Annotated in this window: 22 protein-coding genes; 14 read left to right on the top strand and 8 right to left on the bottom strand. The window is 66.8% G+C overall.

Features of this window, described 5'->3' with window-relative positions:
* The first annotated feature begins 39 nt into the window (after positions 1–39).
* On the top strand, positions 40–849 hold the full coding sequence (locus NG900_RS03155) for a c-type cytochrome (RefSeq protein ID WP_252676590.1): 810 nt from the start codon (positions 40–42) through the stop codon (positions 847–849).
* Positions 850–909: 60 nt separating this feature from the next.
* On the opposite strand, the gene NG900_RS03150 is transcribed toward NG900_RS03155, so the two are convergent.
* Both NG900_RS03150 and NG900_RS03145 read right to left on the bottom strand, forming a co-directional pair.
* Positions 910–1,680, bottom strand: coding sequence for a glycosyltransferase family 2 protein (locus NG900_RS03150; protein WP_252676588.1), 771 nt, complete (start codon positions 1,678–1,680; stop codon positions 910–912).
* Between the two features lie 60 nt (positions 1,681–1,740).
* Entirely contained in the window at positions 1,741–2,001 is a 261-nt protein-coding gene (locus tag NG900_RS03145) for a phosphopantetheine-binding protein (RefSeq protein WP_252676586.1), read from the bottom strand.
* A gap of 444 nt (positions 2,002–2,445) precedes the next feature.
* Between NG900_RS03145 and NG900_RS03140 the strand changes: the two genes are divergently transcribed.
* From NG900_RS03140 to NG900_RS03095, 10 genes are all read left to right on the top strand, one after another.
* Positions 2,446–3,111, top strand: coding sequence for a COG4648 family protein (locus tag NG900_RS03140; RefSeq protein WP_252676915.1), 666 nt, complete (start codon positions 2,446–2,448; stop codon positions 3,109–3,111).
* Between the two features lie 28 nt (positions 3,112–3,139).
* The gene (locus NG900_RS03135; protein WP_252676584.1) at positions 3,140–4,843 is read left to right on the top strand and encodes an AMP-binding protein; all 1,704 of its coding nucleotides are present in this window, start codon (positions 3,140–3,142) and stop codon (positions 4,841–4,843) included.
* On the top strand, positions 4,840–5,802 hold the full coding sequence (locus NG900_RS03130; RefSeq protein WP_252676583.1) for an LpxL/LpxP family acyltransferase: 963 nt from the start codon (positions 4,840–4,842) through the stop codon (positions 5,800–5,802). Before NG900_RS03135 ends, NG900_RS03130 begins: the two co-directional genes overlap by 4 nt.
* Positions 5,799–6,410, top strand: a complete 612-nt coding sequence (locus NG900_RS03125) for an outer membrane lipoprotein carrier protein LolA (RefSeq protein ID WP_252676581.1) — start codon at positions 5,799–5,801, stop codon at positions 6,408–6,410. The genes NG900_RS03130 and NG900_RS03125 overlap by 4 nt, the downstream gene beginning before the upstream one ends.
* Positions 6,407–8,848 carry an MMPL family transporter gene (locus NG900_RS03120; RefSeq protein WP_252676579.1) on the top strand — a complete coding sequence of 814 codons (2,442 nt, stop codon included), beginning with the start codon at positions 6,407–6,409 and terminating at the stop codon, positions 8,846–8,848. The genes NG900_RS03125 and NG900_RS03120 overlap by 4 nt, the downstream gene beginning before the upstream one ends.
* On the top strand, positions 8,845–9,708 hold the full coding sequence (locus NG900_RS03115; protein WP_252676577.1) for a polysaccharide deacetylase family protein: 864 nt from the start codon (positions 8,845–8,847) through the stop codon (positions 9,706–9,708). Before NG900_RS03120 ends, NG900_RS03115 begins: the two co-directional genes overlap by 4 nt.
* Positions 9,709–9,779: 71 nt before the next feature.
* Positions 9,780–11,018, top strand: coding sequence for a beta-ketoacyl-[acyl-carrier-protein] synthase family protein (locus tag NG900_RS03110; RefSeq protein WP_252676575.1), 1,239 nt, complete (start codon positions 9,780–9,782; stop codon positions 11,016–11,018).
* Positions 11,015–11,851 (top strand): beta-ketoacyl synthase chain length factor, encoded by an 837-nt coding sequence (locus tag NG900_RS03105; protein WP_252676573.1) that lies wholly within the window; start codon positions 11,015–11,017, stop codon positions 11,849–11,851. Before NG900_RS03110 ends, NG900_RS03105 begins: the two co-directional genes overlap by 4 nt.
* On the top strand, positions 11,848–12,309 hold the full coding sequence (locus NG900_RS03100) for a hotdog family protein (protein ID WP_252676571.1): 462 nt from the start codon (positions 11,848–11,850) through the stop codon (positions 12,307–12,309). Before NG900_RS03105 ends, NG900_RS03100 begins: the two co-directional genes overlap by 4 nt.
* A gap of 23 nt (positions 12,310–12,332) precedes the next feature.
* Positions 12,333–12,638: a hypothetical protein gene (locus NG900_RS03095; protein ID WP_420804115.1), complete on the top strand. Its 306-nt coding sequence runs from the start codon at positions 12,333–12,335 to the stop codon at positions 12,636–12,638.
* A 93-nt stretch (positions 12,639–12,731) separates the two neighbouring features.
* Here the strand turns inward: NG900_RS03095 and NG900_RS03090 are convergent, their stop codons facing one another.
* Positions 12,732–13,283 (bottom strand): single-stranded DNA-binding protein, encoded by a 552-nt coding sequence (locus tag NG900_RS03090; RefSeq protein WP_252676568.1) that lies wholly within the window; start codon positions 13,281–13,283, stop codon positions 12,732–12,734.
* Positions 13,284–13,329: 46 nt separating this feature from the next.
* A complete protein-coding gene (locus tag NG900_RS03085) occupies positions 13,330–14,493 on the bottom strand; it encodes an MFS transporter (RefSeq protein WP_252676913.1) in 1,164 nt (387 codons plus the stop codon).
* Positions 14,494–14,725: 232 nt separating this feature from the next.
* On the opposite strand from NG900_RS03085, the gene uvrA reads away from it, so the two are divergent.
* Positions 14,726–17,590 (top strand): excinuclease ABC subunit UvrA, encoded by a 2,865-nt coding sequence (gene uvrA, locus NG900_RS03080; RefSeq protein ID WP_252676565.1) that lies wholly within the window; start codon positions 14,726–14,728, stop codon positions 17,588–17,590.
* 46 nt (positions 17,591–17,636) lie between these two features.
* On the opposite strand, the gene NG900_RS03075 is transcribed toward uvrA, so the two are convergent.
* The 3 genes from NG900_RS03075 to NG900_RS03065 all read right to left on the bottom strand — a co-directional run bounded on the left by NG900_RS03075 (position 17,637) and on the right by NG900_RS03065 (position 20,708).
* Positions 17,637–19,319: a Na/Pi cotransporter family protein gene (locus NG900_RS03075; protein WP_252676563.1), complete on the bottom strand. Its 1,683-nt coding sequence runs from the start codon at positions 19,317–19,319 to the stop codon at positions 17,637–17,639.
* A gap of 37 nt (positions 19,320–19,356) precedes the next feature.
* Complete coding sequence (locus NG900_RS03070) at positions 19,357–19,974, bottom strand: LysE family translocator (RefSeq protein WP_252676561.1); 618 nt, start codon at positions 19,972–19,974, stop codon at positions 19,357–19,359.
* A 125-nt stretch (positions 19,975–20,099) separates the two neighbouring features.
* Positions 20,100–20,708, bottom strand: a complete 609-nt coding sequence (locus NG900_RS03065; protein ID WP_252676559.1) for an adenine phosphoribosyltransferase — start codon at positions 20,706–20,708, stop codon at positions 20,100–20,102.
* A gap of 125 nt (positions 20,709–20,833) precedes the next feature.
* Between NG900_RS03065 and NG900_RS03060 the strand changes: the two genes are divergently transcribed.
* Positions 20,834–21,412 (top strand): DJ-1/PfpI family protein, encoded by a 579-nt coding sequence (locus NG900_RS03060; protein ID WP_252676557.1) that lies wholly within the window; start codon positions 20,834–20,836, stop codon positions 21,410–21,412.
* Positions 21,413–21,463: 51 nt separating this feature from the next.
* Positions 21,464–21,868 (top strand): ribbon-helix-helix domain-containing protein, encoded by a 405-nt coding sequence (locus tag NG900_RS03055; protein ID WP_252676555.1) that lies wholly within the window; start codon positions 21,464–21,466, stop codon positions 21,866–21,868.
* 15 nt (positions 21,869–21,883) lie between these two features.
* Here the strand turns inward: NG900_RS03055 and NG900_RS03050 are convergent, their stop codons facing one another.
* Positions 21,884–23,863, bottom strand: coding sequence for a monovalent cation:proton antiporter family protein (locus NG900_RS03050; protein ID WP_252676553.1), 1,980 nt, complete (start codon positions 23,861–23,863; stop codon positions 21,884–21,886).
* Between the last annotated feature and the right edge of the window lie 47 nt (positions 23,864–23,910).

Raw genomic sequence — 23,910 nt, 5'->3', positions numbered from 1 at the left:
TCGCGCCTCCACACCAATCAATAACCCACAGGAGACAACATGACGCTGCGCAAGCTGAGCGCCGTACTGGCGCTTGCCATCAGCACATCCGCGTTCGCGCAAACCGCACCGGTCACGATGCCCGTGCCGGATGACGCCACGATCCCCGCCGGCCCGGTGGGCGATGCCATCCGGCGCGGCAAGGTGATCCTGACCGACACCAAGCGCCAGCTGCCGCACAACGTGGGCAACGGCCTGAACTGCACGAACTGCCACCTGAACGGCGGCACGACCGCCTACGCCTCGCCGTGGGTGGGGCTGACGGGCGCGTTTCCAGAATACCGCTCGCGCAGCGGCAAGGTGATCTCGCTGCAGGAACGCGTGAATGATTGCTTCCAGCGCTCGATGAACGGCAAGCCGATCGCCTTCGACGGCGACGACATGAACGCCATCCTCGCCTACATGAAATGGCTGTCGAGCGGCGTGCCCGTGGGCACCAACGTGGCCGGGCGCGGCTTTGAGAAGATCGACACCGCGCTCACCCCGAACAGCGAAAACGGCAAGGCCATCTACGCGCAACGCTGCGCCGCATGCCATGGCGCGGAAGGCCAGGGCGTGCCCAACGGGCAAGGCGGTTACGCCATGCCGCCGCTGTGGGGCAAGGATTCGTTCAATGTGGGGGCAGGCATGGCGCGTATGTTCACCGCCGCTGCGTTCGTGAAGCACAACATGCCGCTCGGCCAGGGCAATACGCTCACCGCGCAGGAAGCCGTGGATGTCGCCGCGTTCTTCACCCAGCAGCCGCGCCCGGACTTTGCGGCACGCGCGAACGACTGGCCCAAGGGCGGTCGCCCGAAAGACGCGCGCTAGGTCCTCCGCGCCAGGAGACCATGCCGTCGCCAGGAAAAAGGAGACGGCCTGAGTGGCCGGCTACCAGCCGCGCTGCACGCGCCGCGCAATCATCGACGGCAGCCGTAATGCGCCCCCGGCCAGCAGGCGCAGGTGCATGCCGACCAGCAGGACGTTGTCGCGCAGATACTGGAAGTGCGATACACCGCCCTCATGCGCGCGGAAGTAGCGCACCGGGGCATCCCGCCGGATCGGGCGCACGCCGGCCCAGCACAGGCGTACCGCCGCTTCCGGGTCGAAATCGAAACCGCGCATGGACGCGTGCCGCCGCATGATCGCAGCCAGCGGCGCGATCGGGTACACGCGGAAGCCGAACAGCGTATCGCCGATGCCGGCCCACAGCGTTTCAAGGTCTGCACACCCGTTGGACAGGCGCCGGCCCTGCACGCGAGGCCACGGCGCGCTGGCGTCGAACACCGGCTGCCCGAGGATCATCGCATCGAGTGCAGCCGCCGAAGCAGCCATGAACTCCGGAATGAGGTGTGCCGGGTGCTGGCCGTCGGCGTCCATGGTCAGCACGTGGGTAAAGCCCTGCGCGGTGGCGGCTTCCAATCCGGCCAGCACGGCCACGCCCTTGCCGCGATTGCGCGGCAGCACGATCACGCGCAACCCGGGGTCTTGCGCAGCCAGGGCCTGCAGGCGCTCGGTGCTGCCGTCGGTGCTGCCGTCCACCACCACCCACACCGGGTTCCATTGCGCGCGCGCACTGCGCACGGTGTCGTCAACCTTGGGGCCAGGGTTGTAGCTGGGGATCAGGACGAGGTGCGTGGAAGATGCGCCGGTCATCGGCATGGCGTCGGTCCGGCAAGACTTGGGGAAACAGCGCTGGGAATGTCGGGCAGTGGCGCCTGCCTAGCGCGTGCGATGTACGGCCACGTAGGCGGCCAGTGCGCCCAGCGAGGCGAAGATCTTCTGGTTGTCCGGATCGCCCGAACGCAGCTCGAAGCCGTACTTCTTGGAGATCAGCAGCGCAATTTCGAGGATATCGATGGAGTCGAGCCCGAACCCTTCGCCATACAGCGGCGTATCGGCGGTCAGGGCGTCGAGTTGAATGTCTTCGAGATTCAGTTCGCCGATCATCAGCGCGGCGAGCTCTTTTTCCAGATCGTTCATCGGTCTTGCATGCACAGGCAGCGCACTGCGGGACGCGGCCAGAAACGACGACGTTTTCCTCGCCTGAAGCCCTGCCTTGCCCTGCCCCGCCTGTGAACGGGGGTCGTTTAAGCTAGGCGGATTCTAGTCGAAGGGTCACACCTCGTATAGCGAGAAACCGTGACAAAGACCGCATATCGGCGCGTTTACACGAAGTGACGCAAACGATTCAACCGCTTGCACGGTGCCGAAAATCGGCAAGCCCGCAGCCAATGCGCCGGCGGCACGTTGTACATCCGGTTACAAACCTATCGGCCTCACGCCCGGCGAGGCACGTGCCGGGCCCTAGAATGTGGCGCCCGAACGCGTGCCCTGCCCATGGCCGAAGGCATGCGTATGATGAAAAAAATGCCCGGCCAACCTGATGACACCGATGCAGCGCCGTTTCTCCCACCCCGTTCCGCCATGGGCCGACTGACGAGCTTCGCGCGCGGCGCGGGCGGCGTCGGTGCGGTCGTAGCATATCAGGCGGGTGCGCACTACGCGGCGGCCACGCCGGGTGCGCACGGCCTGGGGCTGGCGATGGCGCTGGTGCCGCCGCTGGCGATCGCCCTGGTGGCCGCAATCCGCTCGGGCCGACGCGCGTGGCTGGTGCCGGTCTGGACGCTCGTCTGCGCGACGCTCTGGATGGCACGCGAGCCGCTCGCGCGCCAGTTTGGCTGGGGCCTGTATCTTGAGCACGCCAGCTTCAACGTGATGATGGCCTACGTATTCGGCCGCACGCTCATGGCGGGGCGCGAGCCGCTGTGTACGCACTTCGCACGCATCGTGCACGGCACGCTGACGCCGCGCATTGCACGCTATTCGCGGCAGGTCACGCTGGCGTGGACGTTGTTCTTCCTGGCCACGGCCGCCATCTCCACGCTGTTGTTTGCCACGGCGTCGATCGTCACATGGTCGACGTTCGCGAACACCCTGTCGCTGCCGCTGGTGGGCGTGATGTTCGTGGTGGAATACCTGTGCCGGCGCGTCGTGCTGCGCGGCGAGCCGAGCTCAAGCCTGTTCGACGCAGTGCGCGCCTATCGTCAATCGGGGCACTCCACGCCAGCCGCCACGGACCGCCCCCGCTGACCTCCCCGACTCACCCGAGATTCGCTTGATGCCGACTCACCCGCTGGTCTCCCACCCATCGCTGGATGACACGCTTGCCTGGCGCGACGGTGCGCCCGTCTCCGCGCGCGCATTCCTCGGCGATGTGATGACGCTGGCCGCGATGCTGCCGCCGGGCGGCCATGTGTTCAACGCCTGCGCGGACCGCTATCGCTTTGCCGTCGGCCTGTGCGCGACGCTGGTGGCCGGCAAGATCAGCTTGCTGCCGCCCATGCAGACGCCGCAGATGGTGCGCCAGCTCGCAGCGTTCGCGCCCGATGTGTTCTGCCTGTACGACACGGATGCCTGCCCGGTGGATCTGCCGGGCTTCCGTTACCCCGACGGTTTGCCGCCAAGCGAAGCCCCCGCAGACGTGCCGCAGATCGACGCCGCGCAGGTCATGGCCGTGCTCTTCACATCCGGCTCGACAGGCACGCCGGTACCGCATCGCAAGACCTGGGGCGCGCTCGTGCAATGCATGCGCACCGCAGTGGCGCGGCTGGGACTGGATGATGGCCGCGCGTTCACGCTGGTCGGCACGGTGCCCGCGCAACACATGTACGGCTTCGAGGTAACGGTGCTGCTTGCGCTGCAGGGTGGTCTGGCGTTCAGCAACCGGCTGCCGTTCTATCCGGCCGACATCCGCGAGGCGATGGAGGCCGTGCCGCAACCGCGCGTGCTGGTGACCTCGCCGGTGCATCTGCGCGCGCTGCTGGCGTCGGAGCCGACGTTGCCCAGTGCATCGCTCGTGCTGTCGGCCACCGCGCCGCTGTCCGAGGCGCTTGCGCGCGAGGCTGAATCCCGCCTGGCCGCGCCGCTGCTTGAGATCTACGGCAGCACCGAAACCGGCCAGATCGCCACCCGCCGCACGGCGCAGGAAACAGCGTGGCACCTGTACCCGGGCGTGCGCATGGAATTGCGCCCCGGCACCGCCGAAGACGACGACCCCACCGTCTGGGTCTGCGGCGGACACGTCGACACCCCGGTGCCGATGGGCGACGCCATCGAACGGATCGACGACACGCATTTCCTGCTGCACGGCCGCAAGGCGGACCTGATCAATATTGCCGGCAAGCGGACGTCGCTGGCGTATCTGAACCACCAGCTCAACGCGATTCCCGGCGTGGTCGACGGCGTGTTCTTCATGCCCGACGACGCGCCCACCGCTCCGCATGCGTACGGCGTGGCGGCGGTCACGCGTCTGGTGGCGTTGGTGGCGGCGCCGGGGCTCAGCGCAGCGGATGTGCTGCGCGCCCTGCACGAGCGCATCGATGCCGCGTTCCTGCCGCGCCCGCTGCTCATGGTTGACGCGCTGCCGCGTAACGAAACGGGCAAGCTCGCGCGCGACGTCCTGACCGCGCTGGTCGCACAACATTGGCCGCGCAACGCGCGCACTTCCAACAAGCCTGCCATGCGCTTCACCATTCCCGCCGATCATCCGGCATTGCCGGGCCACTTTCCCGGCCACCCGATCGTGCCGGGCGTGGTGCTGCTCGATCATGCGCTGCACGCCATCGGCACCGCGCTGGGCCAATCGCTCGACGCGTGCCGGATCAGCTCGGCCAAGTTCCTCAGCCCGGCGGCACCCGGCCAGCCGCTCGATCTCACGTTCGAGACGACGGCCAGCGGCGCCATCCGCTTCTCGATCCGCGCAGGCGAACGGGAAGTGGCCAGCGGCGTGCTGTCGGCACCCACGGAGGGCGTACCGGCATGAAGCGCACGGAATGGGCCGAGCGTCCGGAGCGCAGCAACCTCGCGCTGCTGCGCGTGATGACGTGGCTCTCGCTACGCCTGGGGCGGCCGTTCGGACGCGTCCTGCTGCGGCTCGTTGCGGTGTACTTCGTGGCGTTCTCGCCGGCGGCGCGTCGTGCTTCGCGCGATTACCTGCGCCGTACGCTGGGCCGGCCGGTGCGCCTGCGCGACGTGTTCCGCCACATGTTCACCTTTGCCACCACCATCCATGACCGCATCTACCTGATCAGCGGACGGTTCGATCTGTTCGACATTGAGTTGCAGGGGCAGGAGCACGTGCATGCCGTGCTCGCGCAAGGGCGTGGTGCGTTCCTGCTGGGCGCACACATGGGCAGCTTCGAGGTGGTGCGCGCGCTCGGCCGCACGGTGCCGGACCTGCACGTGGCCGTCGCCATGTACGAGGACAACGCCCGCAACATCAACGCCGCCGTCGCCGCCATCAACCCGAAGGCCGCGCCCGAAGTCATTCCGCTCGGGCGCGTAGACGCCATGCTGCAAGTGCGCGAGGCGCTCGACGACAACCGCCTCGTCGGCATGCTGGCCGACCGTACATTGCTGCGCGAAGCGGGCCCGTCGGTGCAGCGCATGATGTTTCTGGGCAGCCCGGCGGCGTTTCCGCTCGGACCGCTGCACATGGCGGCCATGCTCAAGCGGCCCGTGCTGTTTATGACGGGGCTGCACCTGGGCGGCAACCGCTACGCCGTGCATTTCGATCAGTTGGCCGACTTCACCGATGTCCGCCGCGAAAACCGTGCCGCCGCGGTTCAAACCGCGCTGGCCCGCTACGTGCAGCGCATCGAGCACGACTGCCGCATCGCGCCATACAACTGGTTCAATTTCTTCGACTTCTGGCAGGATGCCGACGCGGCCAGCGCACGGCAACGCCCCCCGGCCACGCACCCGACCACCCCAACGCCATGATTGCAACGCGCCCGCTCCTCCGCGCCGTTCAGGCCGTGCTCGCAGCGACCCTGCTGGCCGCTGCCGCCCACGCAGCAGACACCGCCTGGACGCTCGACCGCCTGATGTCCACCCTCGCGCACAACAAATCGGGTCGCGCCACGTTCACGGAAACCAAGACGCTGTCGATTGCGGCGGAGCCTGTGGTGTCGTCCGGCGAGCTGGTGTTCATTGCGCCCGATCATCTGGAAAAGCACACACTGCGCCCGAAGCCCGAACACATGGTGATCGATGGCGACAAGCTCACCGTGGAGCGCAACCAGCGCAAGTTCACGATGCCGCTCGGGCAGTATCCGGAGCTGGCCGCGTTCATCGAGAGCATCCGCGCCACGCTGGCCGGCAACCGTTACGCACTAGAGGCGATCTACACCGTCGCCATCACGGGCCGCGGCGATGACTGGACGCTCACCCTCACTCCGATCGACGCACGCATGCAGAAGGTGGTGAGCACGATCACGCTCGATGGCACGCGTGACGTGCTGCGCAGCGTGGCGATCCGCCAGGCCGACGGCGATCATTCGGTGATGCGCCTACAGCGCATACCCGACACCGCCAAGGGCAGCCAGTGAGCGGGCACGCGGAACGCCTTCATGCCCTGCGCCGGCCTGCAGTGCTGGTGTGGCTGATCGGGCTGCTGCTCTGCGCGTTGGTGATCGGGCGCACCAGCTTCACGGCCGACCTGTCGGCGTTTCTGCCGCACTCGCCGAGTGCCGAGCAACGCGTGCTGGTCGATCAGCTGCGCGAGGGGCTGGTGTCGCGGCTCATCCTCGTCGGCATCGAGGGCGGCGATGCGACCACGCGGGCGGCACTGTCGAAGCAGCTCGCCGCCACGCTGCGTGCGAATGCGCAGTTCAGCGCCGTCAACAACGGCGAGCCCGTGAGCGAAGCGCGCGACCGGCAGTTCATCTTCGACCATCGCTACGTACTCAGCCCTACCGTCACACCGCAGCGCTTTTCCGCCGAAGGGCTGCACGCCGCATTGGGCGAGAGCCTCGACCTGCTGAGCTCATCCGCCGGGCTGTTCGCCAAGCAGTTGCTGCCGCGCGACCCGACCGGTGAGGTGGCGGCGCTGGTCAGTCAACTCGACAGCGCCGCGCTGCCGTCGTCGGTGCAGGGCGTGTGGGCCTCGCGCGATGGCCAGCGCGCCGTGTTGGTCGTGCAGACAGCCGCCGCCGGTTCCGACACCGACGCCCAGGCACGCGCCATCGGCACGGTGCGCCGCGCTTTCGATGCCGCTGCACGCACGGTGCCGAACGCAGCATCCACGCGCATCGTCATGACCGGCCCGGGTGTCTTCTCCGTCGATGCGCGCGACACCATCAAGCACGACGTGGAGCGGCTTTCCACCCTGAGCCTCGTGCTGGTGGTGGCGCTGCTGCTGACGGTGTATCGCTCGCCGCGCACGGTGGCGCTGGGGCTGCTGCCGGTGCTCTCAGGCGTGGCGGCCGGGGTGGCGGCGGTCAGCCTGGCGTTCGGCGCGGTGCACGGGCTCACGCTCGGCTTCGGCACCACGCTCATCGGCGAGGCGGTGGACTACTCGATCTACCTGTTCGTGCAATCCGCGCAGACCGCCCGCGCACGCAATGCCAATCCCAGCGAAAGCCTGCGCGCGTGGATTGCAGCGTACTGGCCGACCATCCGCCTGGGCGTGCTGACCTCGGTGTGCGGCTTTGCGTCGATGCTGTTCTCGGGCTTTCCGGGGCTCGTGCAGCTGGGGCTGTATTCGATTGTCGGGCTGGTGACGGCGGCGCTCGTCACGCGTTACGTGTTACCGCATCTGCGGGGCACGCAGGTGGCGATTCGCGACGTATCGCGGCTCGGTGCATGGCTGGCCCGGGCGACACGGGTAGCCCCGCGCCTGCGCTGGCTGTTGGTGCTTGTACTGGTGGGCGCGTGTGCTGCGCTTGCACTGCATCGCAATGGCCTGTGGAGCCGCGAACTCGCCGCACTGAGCCCCGTGCCCGCGAAGAGCCAGGCGCTCGATGCCAGCCTGCGCGCTGACGTGGGGGCACCCGACGTGCGCTACCTCGTCGTGATCCCGGGTGCGACAGAACAGGCCGCGCTTGAAGCCGCCGAAAAGATCGCCGCGCAGCTGCAACCGCTGGTCGACAGCGGCGTGCTCGCCGGCTTCGAAAATCCCGCCCGCTATCTGCCCAGCAATGCCACGCAGCGCGCACGCCTCGCCAGCCTGCCCGACGCCGGCACGCTCGCAGCACGCATGCGCAGCGCCGTTGAAGACCAGCCGATCCGCGTGAAGCCCGATCTCTTCGCACCGTTCATCGCCGATGTGAATGCCGCGCGATCGCAGCCGCTGCTGCAACGCGCCGATCTGAAAGGCACGTCGATGGCGCTGGCCGTCGATGCGCTGCTGACCGAACGCGCCGGCCAGTGGAGCGCCATGTTGCCGCTGCGCGCACCGGCCAGCGCAACCACCGCAGCCAACCAGCCCAGCCTGGATGCCGGGCCGATTCGCGCCGCCGTCGAGCATGCGAACGTGCCCGGCGCGCTCTTCGTCGATCTGAAAGCCGAAGCGGACCGCTTGTACGTGGACTACGTGCGCGAAGACCTCCACCTGTCGCTGGCCGGGTTCGTGGTGATTGCGTTGCTGCTGCTCGTCGCGCTGCGCTCGCTGCAGCGGACGTTGCGTGCGCTGGCCCCGCTGGTGGCTGCGGTGCTGGTGGTGACGGCCGGCTTTGCGCTGGCCCGCGTGCAGCTCACCATCCTGCATCTGGTTGGCATGCTGCTCATCGTGGCGGTGGGGTCGAACTACGCGCTGTTCTTCAACCAGCGCGTGGGCGCGGCGGAACAGCGTATCGCGCCGCAGACGCTGGTGTCATTGCTGGTGGCCAACCTCGCGACGGTCGCCGGCTTCGGCCTGCTCGCCTTCTCGCATGTGCCGATGCTGGAAACGTTCGGGCTGACCGTTGGCCCCGGCGCCATGCTCGCGCTGGTGTTTGCCGCCATCCTGGCGCCGCCGCCCGATCACGCTCACCCCGCTGCCGCATGAACGCACCGCTCACCCCGCCACCCAACACCGCACGCCGCTGGAAGCCGACCCCGCTGATCAGCGGCGCGCTGGCACTGCATGCCGGCGCAGCGGTTGCCGTGGCAGCAGCGCCATCGACGTGGCCATGGGCTGGCGGCAGCGTGATCGCCTCGCATCTGGTGTTGATGGCCGGCGGACTGTGGCCGCGCAGTGCATGGCTCGGCCCGAACTGGACCCGCCTGCCCGCCGCCGCCGGCCAGCAGATCGCCCTGACCATCGACGACGGCCCCGACCCCGAGGTCACGCCGCGCGTGCTGGATGTGCTCGACCGCTACGGTGCCCGCGCCACCTTCTTCTGCATCGGCGAGCTGGCGCAACGGCACCCGCGCTGCGTAGAAGACATCGTCGCGCGCGGGCACGCGGTGGAAAACCACAGCCAGCGCCATCGACATACGTTCTCGCTGCAGGGGCCGGGCGCGCTGCGGCGTGAAATCGAAACCGCGCAAGACACGCTCGCGCAGATCACCGGTACGCGCCCGCTGTTCTTCCGCGCGCCGGCGGGATTGCGCAATCCGTTTCTTGAACCGGTGCTGTGCCAGCTGGGCCTGCAACTGGCCAGTTGGACCCGGCGCGGCTTCGACACCCGCTCGCGCAGCGCCGACGCCATTACGCAGCGGCTTCTACGCGGCCTGGCGCCGCAAGACATCCTGCTGCTTCACGACGGCCATGCGGCGCGCGATGCACGTGGTGAGCCGGTGCTTCTGGCCGCCCTGCCGCAACTGCTCGAAGCCGCTGCACAAGCCCAATTGCGCTGCACGACACTGCGCGCGGCACTCGCACTCGATGCCACGCGAGTAGCGAGCGCCAAAATGGCCGTTTGATAAAATTTGTTCATTAGCGGCACCCATCTGCCGAGCCCACCCTGCGCCTTCATCATCTCGACGCCGCCCCCGTGAAGCCCTTACTGCTCACGCATTTCACCGCCACCAGTTGTCTCGGACGTGGCCTCGACGCCACGCTGGATGCGTTGCGCGGGCAACGAGGCGGCCTTGCGCCATGCGACTTCCCGCGGGCTGATCTCGACACGTGGATCGGTGCGGTCGACGGCGTCGACGCCGAGCCGATGCGCGCAGACCTGGCGGCGTTCGATTGCCGCAACCACCGCCTCGCCCAGATCGGCCTGGCGCAGGACGGCTTTGCCGAACGCGTCGAGGCCGCCAAGGCGCGCTACGGTGCCAAGCGCATCGGCGTGTTCGTGGGCACCAGCACGTCGGGCATTCTCGAAACGGAACACGCCTACCAGCACCGCGATCCACAGACGGGCGCGCTGCCGGGCGATTTCCGGTACGCGCAAACGCACAACATCTACTCGCCCGCCGCGTTCGTGCGGGCGTATTTCGGGCTCGGCGGGCCGGCCATGGCGATCTCGTCGGCGTGTTCGTCCGGGGCCAAGGTGTTTGCATCGGCGCGGCGCATGCTGGCTGCGGGGCTGATCGATGCGGCGGTGGTGGGCGGTGTCGATTCGCTGTGCCTGACTGCGCTGTACGGGTTCAACTCGCTGGAGTTGCTGTCGCGGCAACCATGCCGTCCGTACGACGTGGCGCGCGACGGCATCTCGATCGGCGAGGCGGCAGCCTTTGCGCTGCTGGAGCGCGCACCCGAAGCTGACGGCGCGCTGGACGACAACGCAATCCTGCTGCTGGGCATCGGTGAATCGAGCGACGCGCATCACATGTCGTCGCCGCATCCGGATGGGCTGGGCGCACGCGCGGCGATGGCGCAAGCGCTGGCCAGCAGCGGCCTTGCCGCTTCGGACATCGACTACATCAACCTGCACGGCACCGGCACGCCCAGCAACGACGCGGCGGAGGCCCGCGCCATTCACGCGCTGTTCGACGGTACCGCATCTGCCCCTCCAAGCAGTTCGACCAAGGGCGCGACCGGCCATACGCTGGGCGCAGCCGGGGCATTGGAAGCAGTCATCACTATGCTGGCGCTGCGGCATCAATTGCTGCCCGCCGGCATCAACACCACACAACCCGACCTGGCGCTGGGCGTCAACTACCTGACCACCAGCCGCGACGCACGCGTGCGCACCGCGCTGAGCAACGCCTTCGGTTTTGGCGGCACAAACTGCAGCCTGGTCTTCGGCCGTGCCGATCAACTGGACACCCTGGGCCTGTCGTCATGACTCGACTGAGCGCCTTCATCGAAAGCATCGGCGTGCTCGGACCGGGCCTGCCGAATTGGCCGCGCACCGCCGATGTGCTTGCTGACCGCACGCCCTATGCGCATGCGCCGACCGAGCTGCCGCCGCCCGCCGGTCTGCCCTCAGTCGAGCGCCGTAGAACAGGGCCGGTCGTCAAGCTGGCGCTGGCGGTCGGCCACGAAGCCGTGGCCGGCAGCGGGCGCGATGCCGCCACCCTGGCCGCCGTGTTCACCTCCTCGGGCGGGGATGGGCAGAACTGCCACGCGATCTGCGAAACCCTGGCGAGCGACGATCGCAAGCTCTCGCCCACGCGCTTCCACAACTCCGTGCACAACGCGCCGGCCGGCTACTGGAGCATCGCCACGCAAGCGATGGCACCGTCGAACGTGCTGTGCGCGCACGATGGCAGTTTCGCCGCGGGCCTGCTGGATGGCCTCTGCCAGGTCACGATCGACGCGACACCGGTCCTGCTGGTTGCGTACGACGGCGAATATCCCGAGCCGCTGCATGCCGTGCGCCCGGTGCCCGATGCGTTTGCGGTGGCGCTGGTGCTCACGCCCGAGCCCAGCGTGCGCACACTCGCGCGCATCGATGTCGTGCTCACCGAGGCGCCCGCCACCGCACCGGCACACGCCGAACTGCAAACGCTGTGGCGCGGCAACGCCGCCGCCCGCGTGCTGCCGCTGCTGGAGGCGCTGGCCGCGCCGCGCGCCACCCGCGTCGCGCTCGACTATCTGCCGGACACGCGAGTGCAGGTGGACATCGCCCTGCCGGATGCGTCGGGCCAATTCAGCGAGCCCGTCGGCACGCCATGAACCTGCAAGCCCAGCCATCGCCGCCGCTAGATCGCGACTGGATCGCCGCACGCATTCCGCACAGCGGCGCCATGTGCCTGCTGGATGCGGTCGTCTCCTGGAGCAACACGCACATCCACTGCACCGCCACGAGCCACCGCGATCCGGCCAACCCGCTGCGCTCGCACGACCAACTGGCAGCCGTCTGCGGCATCGAATACGCCGCGCAGGCAATGGCCGTGCACGGCGCCCTGTGCGACGCCACGCAGCAGCGCCCGCGCGCCGGGTTTCTCGCCAGCGTGCGTGGCGTTGAGGCCCATGTCGCCCGGCTCGATACGGTCGATGCGCTGCTGGACGTCGAAGCCGAACGCATCGGCGGCGACGGTAACAACATGTTGTATTGCTTTACCGTGCGCGACGGTGCGCGCATCCTGTTGACGGGCCGCGCCGCCGTGGTGCTCGATGCCTCTGCCGTCTGAACCCGATTGAAAGGATGTCTGCCGTGAAAAGCCGCCTGTTCCTGTCCGCCACGCTGATGCTGGCACTCCTGAGCCCTGTTGCACACGCCGACCTGACGGAAATGAAGCAGGACATCAAGCAAGGTACCAAGGACGCCGCAAAGAAAACTGGCCACGCCGCGCGTGACGGCACGAAAGCGGTGGGCCACGCCACGCGGGATGGAGCGAAGGCCGTCGGCCATGCCACCGCCAACGGCGCCCGCACCGTCGGCCACGGCTTCCGGGACGCTGCGCACGCCACCAAGTGCGGCGTCAAGCATGTATTCAACAAGCCCTGCTCGAACAACTGACCGGCTCAGAACACCGCGGCACGGCGGCACCCAAACAAAAAACCCGGCGTCCTTGGCGGACTGCCGGGTTTTTTGTTGTCTGGTGAGACGGACTCAGAACGGAATATCGTCGTCCATATCCTCGAAGCCATTTGACGGCGCCGGTTGACGGCGCGCACCGCCGCCCTGACCACCACCGCCTTCGCCGCCGCGCGAGTAGCCACCGCCACCGCCCTGGCCTTGGCTGCGGCCACCGCCGTAACCACCACCGCCACCGCCTTCGCCGCCGCGCGAGTAGCCACCACCGCCACCTTGGCCACCGCCGCCCTCACCACCGCGGCCGCCGAGCATCTGCATTTGGTCTGCGACGATTTCGGTGCTGTATTGCTTCTGGCCGTCCTTTTCCCATTGACGGGTCTTGAGGCGGCCCTCGATGTAGACCGACGAACCCTTCTTCAGGTATTCGCCGGCGATTTCAGCCAGGCGGCCGAAGAAGGCAATGCGGTGCCACTCGGTGGCTTCCTTCATTTCGCCGCTGGCCTTGTCCTTGTAGCGGTCGGTGGTCGCCACGCGGATGTTGGTGACGGCGTCGCCGCTGGGCATGTAACGCGTTTCAGGATCGGCGCCGAGATTGCCGACGATGATGACTTTGTTGACGGACGCCATGATGAGTTTCCGAAGGTAGGTTGAGTGATGCCGCCGTAGGCCCGGTTTAGTGTCGACGCAACGTCGGCATCTGCATGGGGCTCGCGATTATAAGCCAAGCCAAGGCCAGCCCGGCGCATGTGAAGAACACCGCGCTCTGCCCTGCGTGCAGCAAAATCCAGCCGCCGCCCGCACCGCCTGCAAACAGCCCCAGCGCCTGCGTCGTGTTGTACACGCCCATGGCCGCGCCCTTGCGCACACCCGGCGCGTACTTCGACACCAGCGACGGCTGCGAGGCCTCCAGCACGTTGAAGCCCAGGAAATACACCAGTAGCGCAAGCGCCAGCGCGGTGAGCGTCGGATGCACCTCGCCCAGCGCCAGTTGGGCCACCATCACCAGCGCCACGGCCGACAGCAGCACGATCTTCATCTTGCCGCGCTTTTCCGCGGCGATGATGGCCGGCACCATCAGCACGAACGACACGCCCATCACCGGCAGGTACACCTTCCAGTGCGAATCGACCGGTAGACCGGCGGCTTCCAGCATGTGCGGCAGCACGACGAACAGCGCGGTCTGCGTGGCATGCAAGGCGAACACGCCAAAATTCAGGCGCAGCAACTCGGGGTTGCGCAGCACTTCACGGAACGGGGCTTTCACATGCTCGGGCGGGCGCGGCGGGTTCGGTACCACCCACAGCACCACGCCGATGGCGACGATGGCCAGCACGCCGATCGCCGTGAACATGCCCGGCATGCCGACCCAGCGGAAGATGACCGGCGCGCTCACGATGGCCACGGCAAACGACAGGCCAATGCTGCCGCCAATCATGGCCATGGCCTTGGTGCGATGTTCTTCTCGCGTCAGATCCGCCACGAAGGCGATGACCGCTGACGAAATTGCTCCGGCGCCCTGGATGGCCCGCCCGACGGCGATGCCCGCCACGCTGTGCGAAAACGCCGCCACCAGGCTGCCCACCGCAAAGATCACCAGGCCCGTCACGATGACGGGCTTGCGCCCGAAGCGGTCCGACAGCCAGCCGTACGGGATATAGAGCACGGCCTGCGTCAGGCCGTACACGCCGATGGCAAAAGCGACGAGCTGGGTGTTGTTGCCGTCCGGCAGCGTTTTCGCGAACACCGCGAAGACCGGCATGATCATGAACAGACCCAACATGCGCAGCGCGAAGATGCCGGCCAGCGAAGCGGCGGCGCGCAGCTCAAGGCCGGTCATGCGGCCGGAAGCGGAAGTCATGGATGGGGAGGCGGAAGACATGGTGCGGAAACCGCCGCAAAAAAGCGGCGGCAAGGACACTTGAACCGATTTGCAGATTGCCCCATCTGGGGGCGGATACCCGCAAAACCGAAGTTCGGTATATTAGCAGGCTTACCCTTTTTCACCCCTCCCGCCGATTGCCGCAGGCGGTCCGCGCTCCGACGCTGCATTGAGCCGCATTCAGCCGCACATGGACGAAATCAAGATTCGTGGGGCCCGTACCCACAACCTGAAGAACATCAACCTCGATCTGCCGCGCAATCAGCTGATCGTGATCACCGGGCTTTCGGGGTCGGGCAAGTCGTCGCTCGCGTTCGACACGCTGTATGCGGAGGGGCAGCGGCGCTACGTGGAGTCGCTCTCGGCGTATGCCCGGCAGTTCCTGCAGCTGATGGAAAAGCCCGACGTGGACCTGATCGAAGGGTTGTCGCCTGCCATTTCCATCGAGCAGAAGGCCACGAGCCACAACCCGCGCTCGACGGTGGGCACGGTTACCGAGATCCACGACTACCTGCGTCTGTTGTACGCCCGCGCCGGCACGCCCTACTGTCCCGACCACGGCCAGCCGCTGGAAGCGCAGAGCGTGTCGCAGATGGTCGATGCCGTGCTGGCGCTGCCGGCCGACACCAAGCTGATGATCCTGGCGCCCGTGGTGGCCAACCGCAAGGGAGAGCACGTCGACCTGTTTGAAGCGATGCAGGCGCAGGGTTTCGTGCGCTTTCGCATCCGCTCGGGCGGCGGCACCGCACACGAGGCGGAAGCGAAGGTCTACGAGGTCGACAACCTGCCCACGCTGAAGAAGAACGACAAGCATTCGATCGAGGTCGTGGTCGACCGCGTGAAGGTCAATCCGGAACTCAAGCAACGCCTGGCCGAATCGTTCGAAACCGCGCTGCGCCTGGCCGACGGCCGCGCCATCGCGCTGGAAATGGACACCGGCAAGGAGCACGGTTTCAGCTCCAAGTTCGCCTGCCCGATCTGCTCGTATTCGCTGCAGGAGCTGGAGCCGCGCCTCTTCTCGTTCAACAACCCGATGGGCGCGTGCCCGCATTGCGACGGCCTGGGCCAGATCACCTTCTTCGATCCGAAGCGCGTGGTGGCCTTCCCGAATCTATCGCTGGCCTCGGGCGCCATCAAGGGGTGGGACCGCCGCAACCAGTTCTACTTCCAAATGCTGCAGAGCCTGGCGGCCTTCTATGACGTCGACATCGATGTCGCGTTTGAAGACCTGCCGGCCGAAATCCAGCAGATCGTGCTGCACGGCTCGGGCAAGCAGCAGATTCCGTTCACGTACATCAACGAGCGCGGCAAGACCACGGTGCGCGAGCACGCGTTCGAGGGGATCATCCCCAACCTGGAGCGGCGCTACAAAGAGACCGACTCCATCGCCGTGCGCGAAGAGCTGGCCAAGTACCAGAACAACCAGCCCTGCCCGGAATGCCACGGCACCCGCCTGCGCCGTGAGGCGCGCTTCGTCAAGATCGGCGAGGCCGACCAGGCGCGCGGCATCTACGAGATCAACGGGTGGCCGCTGCGCGACGCGCTCACGTATTTCCTGACGCTGAACATGCACGGCGCCAAGCGCGAGATCGCCGACAAGATCGTCAAGGAGATCAGCGCGCGCCTGAACTTCCTGAACAACGTCGGGCTGGATTACCTGTCGCTGGAGCGCAGCGCCGATACGCTCTCGGGCGGCGAGGCGCAGCGTATTCGCTTGGCGTCGCAAATCGGCTCGGGGCTGACCGGCGTGATGTACGTGCTGGACGAGCCCTCCATCGGCCTGCACCAGCGCGACAACGATCGCCTGATCGGCACGCTCAAGCACCTGCGGGACCTCGGCAACTCGGTGCTGGTGGTCGAGCACGATGAAGACATGATCCGCGCGTCGGACTACGTGGTCGACATCGGCCCCGGCGCCGGCGTGCACGGCGGACAGATCATTGCGGAGGGCACACCGAAGCAGATCGAGCAATCGCCCGCGTCGCTCACGGGCGACTACCTGTCGGGCAAGCGCCGCATCGAGGTGCCCAAGCAGCGCACCGCGCCGGATGACGAACGCTGGCTGCGCATCATCAACGCCACGGGCAACAACCTGAAGAATGTGTCGGCGGAGATCCCCATCGGGCTGCTGACCTGCATTACGGGTGTGTCGGGCTCGGGCAAGTCGACGCTGATCAACGACACGCTGTATCACGCGGTGGCGCGGCATCTGTACGGCTCCACGCCCGAGCCGGCGGCGCACGATCGTATCGACGGGTTGGAGCATTTCGACAAGGTCATCAACGTCGATCAATCCCCGATCGGGCGTACGCCGCGCTCGAACCCGGCGACCTACACGGGGCTGTTCACGCCGATCCGCGAGTTGTTTGCCGGCGTGCCGTCGGCCAAGGAGCGCGGGTACGACCCAGGCCGCTTCTCGTTCAACGTCAAGGGCGGTCGCTGCGAGGCCTGCCAGGGTGACGGCGTGCTGAAGGTTGAGATGCACTTCCTGCCCGACGTGTACGTGCCCTGCGACGTGTGCCACGGCAAGCGCTACAACCGCGAAACGCTCGAGGTGCTCTACAAGGGCAAGAACATCACCGAAGTGCTGGAGATGACGGTCGAGCAGGCGCACGAATTTTTTGCGCCGGTGCCGGTGGTGCGCCGCAAGCTGCAGACGCTGCTCGACGTGGGCCTCGGCTACATCCGCCTGGGGCAATCGGCGACGACGCTCTCGGGCGGTGAAGCGCAGCGGGTGAAGTTGTCGTTGGAGCTATCGAAGCGCGACACCGGCCGCACGCTCTACATCCTGGATGAGCCGACCACCGGTCTGCACTTCCACGACATCGAGCTGCTGCTCAAGGTCATCTACAAGCTGCGCGACCACGGCAATACGATCGTCATCATCGAGCACAACCTTGATGTGATCAAAACGGCGGACTGGCTGCTGGATCTGGGGCCGGAAGGCGGTGCGGGCGGCGGGCAGATCATCGCCAAGGGCACGCCGGAGGATGTGGCGAAGAACAAGGCGAGTTTTACCGGGAAGTACCTCGCGCCACTGCTCAAGCGGAATTAAGCGCGGCGATCGCGTCACGACAAAGCGCAGCTTCGGCTGCGCTTTTTTATTGGCTGATCGGAGCCGTTTCGGCGTCGGACTGCACTTCGTCGGCGTCCTTCATGCGGCTGCGGTTCAGCGCCCCGGCCTCATCCAGCACCGGGTACGCCGCCGCGCAGAACAGCGAGTTCAGCCGCTTGAAGTCGCTGATGATGTCCAGGTGCAGCGAGCTGGTCTCGATGCTCTCGGCCGTCTGCGCCGACACGCGTGTGAGGTGGCTGCGCGAGTACCGTTTCTCCAGATCGCGGAAGTGCGCTTTCTCCAGCATCAGCTTCTGCGCGCTGCGCAGGTCGCCCGTCAGGAACACCGACAGTGCGAGCTTGAGGTTGATGACGAGCCGCGCGTGCATGTCTTCCAGCTCTTCCATGCCAGCCTCGGAAAACGCCAGCTTGTGCGCGATCTTCTTCTCACGCACGTCCTGCAGCAGGCGGTCGAGAATGTCGCCGGCGTGTTCCAGGTTGATGGTGAGCGAGATGATGTCGGCCCAGCGCTTGCCTTCGCGCGCATCCAGCGCCTCGTGGCTCAACTGCGTGAGATAGAGCTTGATGGCGGTATAGAGCGCATCGACCTCGTCATCGATGGCACGCGTGGTCTGCAGCAGGCGGACGTCGTTGGTCTTGAGCACGCGCAGGGTGTTGTCGAGCATGTGTTCGACACGATCACCGATGCGCAGCACCTCGCGTGCGGCATTGCCCAGCGCCAACGTTGGCGTGGCCAGCGCCGAGGGGTCGAGATAGCGCGGCGCCACCAGGTCATCGATATGTGCGCCGCCCGGCAGGATGCGTGCGCAGAGCCGCGCCATCTGGTCGGTCAGGCCGATCAGCAGCACCGCCAGCGCCACGTTGAACACCACATGGAACGCCACCACCACGTGCTGCAGCGCCACGCCCGCATGCGGCGCGAGTTCGGCCAGCTTGTCCAGGAAGGGCAGCACCAGCGCCGCGCCCAGCATGCGCGAGAGCAAATTGCCGAGCGTTGCACGGCGCGCGGCCTGGCTCGAAGACGGCGTGGTCGCCAGCGCGGCCACTGCACTGCCGATGTTGGCGCCCAGCACGATGGCAAACGCCACCTTGACCGACACTGCGGCGGACGTCGCCAGCGTCGCGCAGAACAGCACCACAGCCAGGCTCGAGTAGCACAGCAGCGTGAGGACCGCGCCGATCAGCATGTTCAGCCCGGTATCCGACGAGAAGGAGCTCAGCAGCACGCGCAGCGCGTTGGCCTCCACCATCGGGCTCGACGCCACTGAGATCAGCTCCAGCGCCATCATGATCAGCCCCAGGCCGATCAGCACGCGCCCGAAGTGCCCCACCGCGCTGCCCTTGCGCGACAGGTGCAGGATCACGCCAAAGAAGATCAGCAGTGGCGACAGCCATGACAAGTCCAGCGCAAACACCTGCGCCATGATGGCCGTGCCGACGTTGGCGCCCAGCAAAATTGCCAGCGCCGACGACACGCCCATCAGCCCCTGCGCAACAAACGCCCCGACGATGGTGGCTGTGGCGTTACTGCTCTGCACCAGGCACGTCACGCCGATGCCGGCCAGCAGCGCAGAAAACCGGTTTGACACGCTGCGCGACAGCAGGCGGCGCAAGTCCGCGCCGTACAGGCGCAGCATGCCGACCTTGACGGTCTGCGTGCCCCACACCAGCAGGGCCACGCCAGAGAGCAGTTTGAGCAGCGTGTACATCGATTGCGTTGCGTCTATGGGTTGATTGGTTGATGCGTTATTTGGTCAGCGCCACGCGCAAGCCCAGCCCGATGAAGATGCAGCCGCTCACCCGATCGAGCCACAGCGACGCGCGCGGCGTGCGGCGCATCCAGCCGCCCAGTGCCGCCGCGCACCAGCCGTACACGCTGAACACGACGATGGTCTGCGCCATGAACACGCCGCCCAGCAGCAGCATCTGCAGCGCGGCATGACCCGCCTGCGAATCGACGAACTGCGGCAGGAACACCACGAAGAACAGCGTCACCTTCGGGTTGAGCAGATTGGCGAAGACGCTCTGACGGTACACCTGCCACAGATCGGGCGCCGCCTGCGGTCCAGCATTCTTCAGGCCACTGCCCTTGCTGCGCAGTGCCTGCACGCCAAGCCAGAGCAGGTAAGCCGCGCCCAGCCAGCGGATCGCCTGAAACGCCACCGGCGACGATTGCAGTACCGCCGCCAGCCCCAGCGCGGCGAGCGTCGTGTGGAACAGGCAACCCGATGCAAATCCTGCCGCCGCCGACAGGCCCGCCCTGCGCCCCTGGCTCGCGCCGCGCGCGATCACCTGCAGATTGTCCGGCCCCGGCATCACCGTGATGGCGATCGAAGTCAGCAGGAACAAGAGCACATGTGGCATCGGCGCCTCCCTGGTCAACGCAAAAAAAGAAAAGGATCATCCTACTGCGCGCGGCAGCAGAGCGTCATATTTTTGTCACATGAGCGTATGCAGTGCAGGCATCGCTCCGCGGGCCGAATGGCCGCTCAGTGGCCGTCGAAGCGACAGACGGTGAACAACGGCAGCCCGCCCTCGATCAGCAGTCGCGAGCCGCCCAGTTCGGGCAGGTCGACAATCGCCGCACCCTCCACCACGGTTGCGCCCAGGCGTTCGAGCAGGCGTTTGCCGGCCATCATGGTGCCGCCCGTGGCGATCAGGTCGTCGATCAGCAGGACGCGGTCGCCGGGCTTGCAGGCGTCGGCGTGGATCTCCACTGTCGCGCTGCCGTATTCGAGCATGTACTCCTCGGCCACCGTGTTGAACGGCAGCTTGCCCTTCTTGCGGATCGGCACGAAACCCAGGTTCAGTTCATACGCCACGATCGAGCCGAGGATGAACCCGCGCGCATCGATGCCCGCCACCAGATTCAGCCCCTGCCCCATGTAGCGATGCACGAACACGTCCACCAGCACGCGCAGGCTCTTCGGGTCCTGCAACAGCGGCGTGATGTCGCGGAACATCACGCCGGCTTGCGGCCAGTCCGGCACCGTGCGGATGCGGTCACGCAGGTAGCGCGACACGTCACCCAGTTCGGTCGAGGCGGGAATAGACGACGGCGTCAGCAACGCGGCCTGATGGTGCGGGACTTGGCTCATGGCAACAAACGAAAAAAGCAGGGAAAACGTGGTCTGCGGTAATGGGCTACCACCCGGGCCGAGGGGCACCGAACCACAATGGGCCGGTTGTTACCTCGGATTGCAACCATACAGGAGACACGGTGATGGCGAAGAAGATTCTGATGCTGGTCGGCGACTACGTTGAAGACTACGAAGTCATGGTCCCTTTCCAGGCGCTGCAGATGGTCGGCCACACGGTGCACGCCGTGTGCCCCGACAAGCATGCCGGAGAAACAGTGGCCACCGCCGTCCACGATTTCGAGGGCGCGCAGACGTACTCCGAAAAGCCCGGCCACCGCTTTACCCTCAACACCAGCTTTGCCGACGTCGATCCGGCAGCCTATGACGCACTTGTCGTGCCCGGCGGCCGCGCGCCGGAGTACCTGCGCCTGAACGCCCGCGTGCTTGAGATCGTTCAGCATTTCGCCCAGGCAGACAAACCCATCGCGGCCATCTGCCACGGTGCGCAATTGCTGTCGGCGGCGGGCGTGCTGGAAGGCAAGGCGTGCTCGGCGTATCCGGCGTGTGGCCCGGAAGTCACGGCAGCGGGCGGCACTTTCAAGGACATCCCCGTCGATCAGGCCCACACCGACGGCAAGCTGGTCACCGCGCCCGCGTGGCCGGCCCACCCGGCGTGGCTGGCACAGTTTCTTGAAGTCCTGGGCACGCGGGTTCTACACTGATCCGGTTGCCCGCCGGTGCCCCGTCCACCGGGCACTTCAGGAGCCCCGGTCATGTGCGAAATCTTCATCCGCGCCAATCCCCACTCGTACGACAGCCTCGCGCGCTCGCTACGCCTGCACGGCGTGGCGACCAGCGTGCGGCTGGAGTGCCTGTTCTGGGAGGTGCTCGAAGAGATCGGCCAGCGCGACGGTCTGACGGTCAACCAGCTCATCAGCAAGCTCTATGACGAGCTGTTCGAGCGGCGCGGCGAGGTGGCGAACTTCGCCTCGTTCCTGCGGGTGTGCTGCCTGCGCTACCTGATGCTGCAGCAGGACGGGCGCATTCCCGCCGACACGCGGGTATCGATCGGCTCGCTGGATGCAGCGGCGGTGCTTGAAGGCTTGCCGCCCAACCTGGCGGATGTCCCGCCGCCGCGCCGTTCGCGTGGGCCGCTGCTGGAAGCGCTGATCAAATAGGCGCCCATATCGGCGTCAGCGCGGCGAGAGCCGCTCTTCCGCCATCTGCAAGCCCTCGGGCGTGCCGCGCAGCACGACAATATCGCCCTGCTCCAGCACCGTATCCGGATCAGGGTCCAATGCGCGTATCCCCTGGCGCCGGATCGCCGTGACTGACGTCTTGAACGTCTCCAGCCCCATCGTGCCGAGCTTGCGCCCGATGGCCGGCGAGCCTTGGGCCAGCGGCACCGAGTGCAGCCGAACGGCATCGCGCTCAAGCATGTCTTCTTCGTCATCCTGGCCGTGGAAGTAGCCGCGCAGCAGGCTGTAACGCGCATCACGCATTTCCTGCGCACGCCGCACCACGCGGCGCAGCGGCACGCCCAGCAGCACCAACGCGTGCGAGGCCAGCATCAGGCTCCCTTCGATGATCTCGGGGACGACCTCGGTCGCGCCGGCCTGCTGCAGACGGTCCAGATCGGCATCGTCGATCGTGCGCACGATCACGGGCAGGGTCGGCTCCAGCGCCTGCACGTGGTGCAGCACCTTCAGCGCTGAGGCCGTATCGGCATAGGTAATGGCAACCGCCGCCGCGCGGTGGATACCAGCCGCCACCAGCGACTCGCGCCGCGCCGCATCGCCATAGACCACGTGTTCGCCGGCGGCCGCAGCATCGCGCACGCGGTCGGGGTCGAGGTCTAGCGCCACGTAGCCGATGCCCTCCTGCTCCACCATGTGCGCCAGGTTCTGGCCGCTGCGCCCATAGCCGCAGATGATGACGTGGCGCTCGGTGGCAATGCTCTGCGCGGCGATCTTCGTCATCGCCAGCGATTGCATCAGCCAGTCCGTGCGCGACAGCCGCATGGCGATCACGTCGCTGTATTGAATGAGGAACGGTGCCAGCAGCATCGACAGCAGCATCGCCGCCAGGATCGCCTGGCCGAGCAGCGGGTCGATCAGTTTCATGCCATCGATCTGGTTGAGCAGCACGAAGCCGAATTCACCGGCCTGCGCCAGCCCCAGTGCCGTACGAATCGCCGCGCCGCCGCCCGAGCCGAAGGCGCGCGCCAGCAACGCGATCAGCACGAACTTGAACAGCACCGGCCCGGCCACCAGCCCCAGCACCAGCGCCCAGTGCTCGACCACCACGCGCGGGTCCAGCAGCATGCCTACCGTCACGAAGAACAGGCCGAGCAGCACGTCGCGGAACGGCTTGATGTCTTCTTCCACCTGCAGCTTGTACGGCGTTTCCGACACCAGCATGCCGGCCAAAAACGCACCCAGCGCCATCGACAAACCCAGCCGCTCGGTCAGCGCTGCCATGCCCAGCGTCACCAGCAGCAGGTTCAGCATGAACAGCTCCTGCGAGCGGCGCGCCGCCACCAGATGGAACCAGCGCGACAGCAGCTTCTGCCCCAGGAACAGGATCAGCACCAGCGCCACGGTGATCTTCAGGGCGGCAACGGAAAGCGCCAGCACCAGGTCCGTCGGGTTCTTGCCCAGCGACGGAATCACGATCAGCAGCAGCACCACCGCCAAGTCCTGGAACAGCAGCACGCTGATGATGTTGCGGCCGTGCTCGGTCTCCAGCTGCAGGCGCTCGGCCAGCATCTTCGAGACGATGGCGGTGGACGACATCGCCAGCGCGCCGCCCAGCGCGAGCCCCGCCTGCCACGACAGCGGATACCAGTGTGAGAGCAGCAGCGACACCGGAATCGTCAGCAGCATGGTCAGCACCACCTGCGACGCGCCCAGCCCCAGCACCAGCCGCCGCATCGACCGCAGCTTGGAGAGGTTGAACTCCAGCCCGATCGAGAACATCAGGAACACCACCCCGAACTCGGCCAGGTAGCGCGTCTGGGCGGAATCAGACTCCAGCCCCGTCGCCTTCGGGCCGATCAGCACGCCCACCACGAGGTAGGCCAGCATCGGCGGCAGTTGCAGCATGCGGAACAGCACCACGCCAATCACGGCGGCGGCCAACAACACGAGGGTGAGTTCCAGCGGCGAATGCATGCGACGCGAAAAACCGGGCGAAAGAGGTTGGACAGGACAGGTGGCAC

The sequence above is a fragment of the Ralstonia soli genome, assembly GCF_023955655.1.
Taxonomy (GTDB): Bacteria; Pseudomonadota; Gammaproteobacteria; order Burkholderiales; family Burkholderiaceae; genus Ralstonia; species Ralstonia soli.
This window is presented reverse-complemented; position numbering and strand designations above follow the sequence as displayed.

Coding starts and splice junctions, on each gene's coding strand:
- NG900_RS03155 (WP_252676590.1), top strand. CDS start 40: ATGACGCTGCGCAAGCTGAGCGCCGTACTGGCGCTTGCCATCAGCACA.
- NG900_RS03150 (WP_252676588.1), bottom strand. CDS start 1,680: ATGCCGATGACCGGCGCATCTTCCACGCACCTCGTCCTGATCCCCAGC.
- NG900_RS03145 (WP_252676586.1), bottom strand. CDS start 2,001: ATGAACGATCTGGAAAAAGAGCTCGCCGCGCTGATGATCGGCGAACTG.
- NG900_RS03140 (WP_252676915.1), top strand. CDS start 2,446: ATGGGCCGACTGACGAGCTTCGCGCGCGGCGCGGGCGGCGTCGGTGCG.
- NG900_RS03135 (WP_252676584.1), top strand. CDS start 3,140: ATGCCGACTCACCCGCTGGTCTCCCACCCATCGCTGGATGACACGCTT.
- NG900_RS03130 (WP_252676583.1), top strand. CDS start 4,840: ATGAAGCGCACGGAATGGGCCGAGCGTCCGGAGCGCAGCAACCTCGCG.
- NG900_RS03125 (WP_252676581.1), top strand. CDS start 5,799: ATGATTGCAACGCGCCCGCTCCTCCGCGCCGTTCAGGCCGTGCTCGCA.
- NG900_RS03115 (WP_252676577.1), top strand. CDS start 8,845: ATGAACGCACCGCTCACCCCGCCACCCAACACCGCACGCCGCTGGAAG.
- NG900_RS03105 (WP_252676573.1), top strand. CDS start 11,015: ATGACTCGACTGAGCGCCTTCATCGAAAGCATCGGCGTGCTCGGACCG.
- NG900_RS03100 (WP_252676571.1), top strand. CDS start 11,848: ATGAACCTGCAAGCCCAGCCATCGCCGCCGCTAGATCGCGACTGGATC.
- NG900_RS03090 (WP_252676568.1), bottom strand. CDS start 13,283: ATGGCGTCCGTCAACAAAGTCATCATCGTCGGCAATCTCGGCGCCGAT.
- NG900_RS03085 (WP_252676913.1), bottom strand. CDS start 14,493: ATGACCGGCCTTGAGCTGCGCGCCGCCGCTTCGCTGGCCGGCATCTTC.
- uvrA (WP_252676565.1), top strand. CDS start 14,726: ATGGACGAAATCAAGATTCGTGGGGCCCGTACCCACAACCTGAAGAAC.
- NG900_RS03075 (WP_252676563.1), bottom strand. CDS start 19,319: ATGTACACGCTGCTCAAACTGCTCTCTGGCGTGGCCCTGCTGGTGTGG.
- NG900_RS03070 (WP_252676561.1), bottom strand. CDS start 19,974: ATGCCACATGTGCTCTTGTTCCTGCTGACTTCGATCGCCATCACGGTG.
- NG900_RS03065 (WP_252676559.1), bottom strand. CDS start 20,708: ATGAGCCAAGTCCCGCACCATCAGGCCGCGTTGCTGACGCCGTCGTCT.
- NG900_RS03060 (WP_252676557.1), top strand. CDS start 20,834: ATGGCGAAGAAGATTCTGATGCTGGTCGGCGACTACGTTGAAGACTAC.
- NG900_RS03055 (WP_252676555.1), top strand. CDS start 21,464: ATGTGCGAAATCTTCATCCGCGCCAATCCCCACTCGTACGACAGCCTC.
- NG900_RS03050 (WP_252676553.1), bottom strand. CDS start 23,863: ATGCATTCGCCGCTGGAACTCACCCTCGTGTTGTTGGCCGCCGCCGTG.